Raw genomic sequence first — 5,899 nt, 5'->3', positions numbered from 1 at the left:
GACTCCAACTGTGATTTATCGTAACCGGACGGAGCAAGGTTCTTTTCTTCCAGGTAAATGTTCAATTGCCCGCTCTCAGATGAACGGACATCCATAAGTTCAAAATATTCTAAAAGACCTTCTGGTAAAATTAAACGGACGAGGGTTTCGTATGCAGTTGACAAGAGTATTCGTGTTGATTGTTATATCCACAAAACAAATACTTTTTTTATTCCCCCACAAGATTTCTGCTTGATCCTAAGTTGATCCGTTAATTACAAAAACCTATAGAAACAAGAAGCGCCCTCTGATGGGCAGGGGCGCGTTCTAACCAATTATAAACCTAAATTATGAGAAGAGCTGTAAGGGAGGTCTCGAACCATCTGGTGCTGCCGTTCAGCGCCTTACAAATACTACACTGCAAATATACAATACATCTTTTATTTTGCAAATATTTTAAGTAAAAAAGTCAACTATTAACAATTTAATAATACAACACCGATTTAACTACAATATTGTTAAATAAATAATTGTCATTTAAACACATTATTTGCCTGTATATCAATATGTTCATTTAACGCAATAATAATACCATTAGTACCCTTAGATTAAAATATTTTGAGTATTTGTTGGTTATGTTGATGACTTTTGCAGATTTTGATGCGATTTATTAGAAATTATGCCCCTGTCAGATAAAAAAATGTTATAACTCAGCTAAAAACTGCAGCCTATTATATTTTAATCAACCCAAATACTTCTTAATGTGCTAACCAGGAGCATCAAACTGGAAAAATTTCGCCCAGGCGCACAACGCAAAGCCGCCATGGCATACCAGGGCGGCTCATTATAGCAGCGGGGTTTAAATCTTATCCCACAAAATACAATTAGTTAGTTTTGCGGCACCGGCGATGTTTTCGCTTCTTTCCTGGCCGCCTTTTTTTGTTTTTGGGCTTCTACAAAAGCGAGGTATTTTGTTTTTTGTTCGGCAGTTAATATAGCCTCCAGTTTAGTTTGCGCGTTATCACGTATCAGCTTATGTGAATACCGTTGTTCTTTTTTATCATTTGTGCCTTTAAGGGCCTTTAAACTATCAAGTACTCTACCCTGCTCCAGTAACACGGCGTTCACCTGGGTTATCTGGCTGTTGGTTAGGTTAAGCTGTTTGGTTAATACTTTAGTTTGTTTTGCAGCCCGTAATGCGGGCGTTGCCTTTACTTTTTCCTGGGCGTGTGCAAATAAGCCCAATCCGGCAACAAAAGCAATCATCATGAATACCTTTTTCATAGTTTATGTTTTTTAAAGGGTATGACTGATGTTTGAAGTATTGGTTTAAATTTTTCCGGCCATAAATAGTTGCTGTGGTACCGCTGTTACTACTTTACTATCTGTTGAATAGTAAATATGAATACTTTAAGTATTTTTGAATCATGCCGTTTATCTCTGTAAATGTTGAAAAAAGCATCCACTACAAAATACTGATACCACAAGTTAGTTGGAATAACTTTTTTAACTACTTTCTTACGTGTCTTTTGGGCTTGGCATTTATTTTTGTGAGCATTGCAGTTAATTTAAATCCCAAAAATCATTATACGTTATTTTCAACGCTTGTCTTTTATGGCTTCGCTTTGTTTTTTACACTTAACTTATTATTATTAAATAACTTAACAAAATTTAAAGGATTTGGTGAAGATGCTAACCGCGCCGATATTACAGCTGTTTTAGAGGAATATTTCGGCGATGCCATTCCACTTGCTATCGGTAAGATCTCAAGAAATATAAAAGCGCCCAAACTCCTTAATTCGGGTAGGATAATTACTGTTATTTTCGACAGGGAAAACGTTTATATAAATGTCACATCAATTTTAGGCAGAAATATTATATCGCCCTATCACGGTCTTTATAATTACATAAAGTGTAAACGCATAGCAAGGGATTTCAAAAGGAGGCAAATATAAATTCATCGCCTTTTCCATCGGCACGTTTCTTGCACCACCAAACCATTGTTTACTTAAATTATCAAGATCATGAAGAATCAACAAAATTTAAACAATGGTGCCAATACACAAGGTAACTCTACATCCGACAGAGGTTTTTTTGATCAAAAGGCAGCCAAAAAGCAAACCGGCATTAGCAACGGCGGCGGTCAGCGGTCTGATCAAACTTCCAATCGGGATAATGACCGCAAGCATGAAAATAAAAAGTAATTAAGAGAAAATATTCAGAGCTTAACAAAATGATAGATTTGAAATAGCCGCCATTTCGCGGTTATTTCAAATCTCATTTTTTTAAAGGAAGCCAAAACCTGGCACACGTTTTCGTTGTCTTTTTAATTTGCCGTTGCGGTTTTTATTTTATGACAATTCTCAACGTTTTGATTATTAGATAATTAATACATTTTCCTGTTTCTGCTGTTGCACCAAACTTTCAATCGTGCTAATACAATGATTTAATGAACCAGTAAGCCAATGAACTAACGGAAAACTTTCCTTCAACTCATAATGTTATCCTAAAAATAAAATATCACCTGCCATGAGCCTGGAAAAATATGTCGAAAAGAGGGATTTTACCAAAACCGACGAACCCAAAGCCGGTAAAAGCAAGGATAAAAACAGTCTCATTTTTGTAATCCAAAAGCATGATGCTTCGCGCTTGCATTATGATTTCAGGCTGGAGATGGATGGCGTGCTCAAAAGCTGGGCGGTGCCCAAAGGGCCGTCAACAGATCCAAAAACCAAACGGCTGGCCATGATGGTAGAAGATCATCCTTATGACTACCGCAACTTTGAAGGCATCATCCCCGAAGGCGAATATGGCGGCGGTACGGTTATAGTTTGGGACGAAGGCACCTATGAGCCTATTGAGAAAATTAAAGGTAAAAAAGAGCAGGAAAAGCACCTGTTAAAAGAACTTAAATCCGGATCATTAAAAATAAAGCTCCATGGCAAAAAACTGCAGGGCGAGTTTGCCCTGGTAAAAACCTATGGCATGGGCGATAATGCCTGGCTGCTGATAAAGCACGATGATGATTTTGCATCAAAAAAAGATATTATTAAAGAAGATAAATCGGTAATATCGGGCAAAACCATCGAAGTCATGGAAAAAACCGGCGATAAGGTTTGGCAGAACGGGCATGAAGAAAACATTGAAAAGCCGAAGAAGGACGCATCAATAAAAAAAGTGATTGAAGCAACTGAGCCCAAAGAAAGCTTAGCTGAACAGGAGGATATTAACATCACCACTATATTAAAAAAGGCTCCCAAAGCTAAAATACCGACCGGGATAAAACCCATGCTGGCCACTTTGGTTGATGAGCCTTTTGACGACCCGGATTGGGTTTACGAAGTAAAATGGGATGGTTACCGCGCGTTGGCATTTATTGATAAAGGAGAAGTGGAGCTGCTATCCCGCAACAATAAAACGTTTAACGAAAAATTTTATCCTGTCCATAAAATACTGCGGGACTGGAAGATTAACGCCGTATTGGATGGCGAGATCCTGGTTTTGAACGATAAAGGCATATCCAACTTCGGCAACCTGCAAAACTGGCGCAGCGAGGCCGATGGCGAACTGGTTTATTATGTGTTTGATATTTTATGGTACGATGGCAAAAGCCTGGTGAATTTACCGCTCACGCAACGCCAGGCTATACTAAAGGAAGTTTTGCCAACGGATGACGACAGGGTGCGTGTGAGTAAAGTATTTGATGCCAGCGGCACCGAATTTTTTAAAGCTGCCGAAAAGATGGGATTGGAAGGCATCATTGCTAAAAAAGCAAACAGCACCTATTCGCCCGACCTGCGTTCAAAGGAGTGGCTCAAAATCAAGGTCAGCAAACGGCAGGAAGTGGTAATAGCCGGCTTCACCAAAAACGAGGATACATCTAAACAGTTCAGTTCATTGCTGCTGGGTGTTTACGAGGATAAAAACCTGCAATATGTAGGCAAAGTGGGCACCGGTTTTTCGGATAAAGTACAAAAGGAAATGATGGCACAATTTAAGCCTTTAATAACCGACAAAAGTCCTTTTGATATTATCCCCGATGTAAACAAGCCATCGCGTTTCAGGCCCAATCCGCCCAAAGCCAAAGCAACATGGCTTAAGCCCCAGCTGGTTTGCGAAGTAGCTTTTAGCGAAGTTACCAGCGACGGTGTGTTCCGTCACCCGTCGTTCCAGGGTATGCGCATTGATAAAAAGGCAACAGATGTAGTACGTGAAGTTGCAGAACCCACCGAAGCTGCCATTGAACAAGCGGAAGAAAAACAGGAAGATAGCCATGCATCGGCCATAAAGCCGCCAAAAGAGAAAGGAAGAAAAACCTTGCTAAACCCAACCGACGAAACCCAGGTACGCAAAATTTGCGGCCACGATTTAAAGTTTACTCACCTGAGCAAAATTTACTGGCCCGAGGATAAGGTAACCAAGCGCGATATGTTTAACTACTATTACCAGGTGGCCGAGTATATTTTGCCTTACCTGAAAGATCGCCCGATGTCGCTTAACCGGTTTCCTGGTGGTATTCACGGGCCAAGTTTTTACCAAAAGGATGTAAAAGGAAAAGCGCCCGATTGGGTTAAAACATTCCCGTATACCAACGGCGAGGGCGAGCATAAAGAATATTTGGTTGGCACCGATGAGGCAAGCCTGCTGTGGATGGCATCATTGGGCTGCATCGAGATGAACCCCTGGTTTAGCCGCATCCAATCGCCGGACAACCCGGATTATTGTGTGATAGACCTTGATCCTGATAAAAACACCTTCGACCAGGTTATTGCCGCGGCATTAGAAGTAAAAAAGGTGCTGGATGCTATAGATGTTCCCTCCTACTGCAAAACCTCCGGCTCAACCGGGATGCACATTTATATTCCTACAGATGCCAGATATAGCTACGATCAAACCCAGCTATTTGCCCGCATCATTGTAAACATCGTTCACAAACAAATTCCCGATTACACAACACTGGAGCGGATGGTGGCAAAGCGTGATGGCAAAATGTATCTTGATTTTTTACAAAACCGCCCCGGCGCAACCATAGCAGGCCCCTACTCGCTGCGCCCAAAAATCGGCGCCACCGTATCTATGCCCCTCCACTGGGACGAAGTAAAACCAGGCCTCACTATGAAACATTTCACCATTTTCAATTCGATAGACAGACTGAAGGTTGAAGGTGACCTGTTTAAAGGAGTATTGAAAAAGGCAATCGATTTGGAAAAAACAATGGAAAAAGCTAAATCAGTTTTCGGTTAGCGGTTAGCGGTCATTGGTCATTGGTCATTGGTCATTGGTCATTGGTCATTGGTCATTGGTCATTTAAGGGCAAGTTTGATTAGACTAAGGATTGTTTTAATTTTTTTAATAAATCTACCCATGACATATCCAATTTTCCTGTCATCCTGAGGWACGAAGGATYTATCAGCTRTGCATAACMGATAGAAAAGTTCGCGAATAGATGCTTCGTTCCTACCCATGACATATMCAATTTTCCTGTCATCCTGAGGTACGAAGGATCTATCAGCTMTGCATGACCGATAGAAAAGTTCGCGAATAGATGCTTCGTTCCTACCCATGACATATACAATTCCCCTGTCATCCTGAGGTACGAAGGATCTATCTGCTTTGCATGACCGATAGAAAAGTTCGCGAATAGATGCTTCGTTCCTACCCATGACATATCCAATTTTCCTGTCATCCTGAGTAAGTTTTATTTGCGCACAAATAATGGCATTGCAGATGACAAGCTATTTCCGAATTTTGCGAAAAGCAACTTATGGCAGCGTAGCAGTTTAGCTCCTGGTGTTTTTTACCCGCCCCTGAGTTTTGCTTCAGGAAATAGCGTAAGCATTTTGGTGATACTGTTATCAGCAGCATTCCCGTATGGCAGCGTGCCTTTTTTATCTATCGCTCTCCTGAGCCTCTCCTGAGC

The 5,899-nt window shown here is 40.8% G+C and carries 4 protein-coding genes; 3 read left to right on the top strand and 1 reads right to left on the bottom strand.

Going from position 1 to position 5,899, the window contains the following annotated elements:
* Positions 1 to 867: 867 nt before the first annotated feature.
* The gene (locus tag AC1DXF_RS29250; protein ID WP_477452223.1) at positions 868 to 1,263 is read right to left on the bottom strand and encodes a hypothetical protein; all 396 of its coding nucleotides are present in this window, start codon (positions 1,261 to 1,263) and stop codon (positions 868 to 870) included.
* A gap of 266 nt (positions 1,264 to 1,529) precedes the next feature.
* On the opposite strand from AC1DXF_RS29250, the gene AC1DXF_RS29245 reads away from it, so the two are divergent.
* The 3 genes from AC1DXF_RS29245 (at position 1,530) to ligD (ending at position 5,223) form a co-directional block, all read left to right on the top strand.
* A complete protein-coding gene (locus AC1DXF_RS29245; RefSeq protein ID WP_477452222.1) occupies positions 1,530 to 1,934 on the top strand; it encodes a hypothetical protein in 405 nt (134 codons plus the stop codon).
* A 69-nt stretch (positions 1,935 to 2,003) separates the two neighbouring features.
* Positions 2,004 to 2,183: a hypothetical protein gene (locus AC1DXF_RS29240; RefSeq protein ID WP_477452221.1), complete on the top strand. Its 180-nt coding sequence runs from the start codon at positions 2,004 to 2,006 to the stop codon at positions 2,181 to 2,183.
* Between the two features lie 325 nt (positions 2,184 to 2,508).
* Positions 2,509 to 5,223: a DNA ligase D gene (ligD, locus tag AC1DXF_RS29235; RefSeq protein ID WP_477452220.1), complete on the top strand. Its 2,715-nt coding sequence runs from the start codon at positions 2,509 to 2,511 to the stop codon at positions 5,221 to 5,223.
* Positions 5,224 to 5,899 lie beyond the last annotated feature (676 nt).

Source organism: Mucilaginibacter sp. P2_A5, from assembly GCF_056404995.1.
Note: the sequence above shows the minus strand (reverse complement) of the source record. Positions and strands in the feature narration are given on the sequence as shown.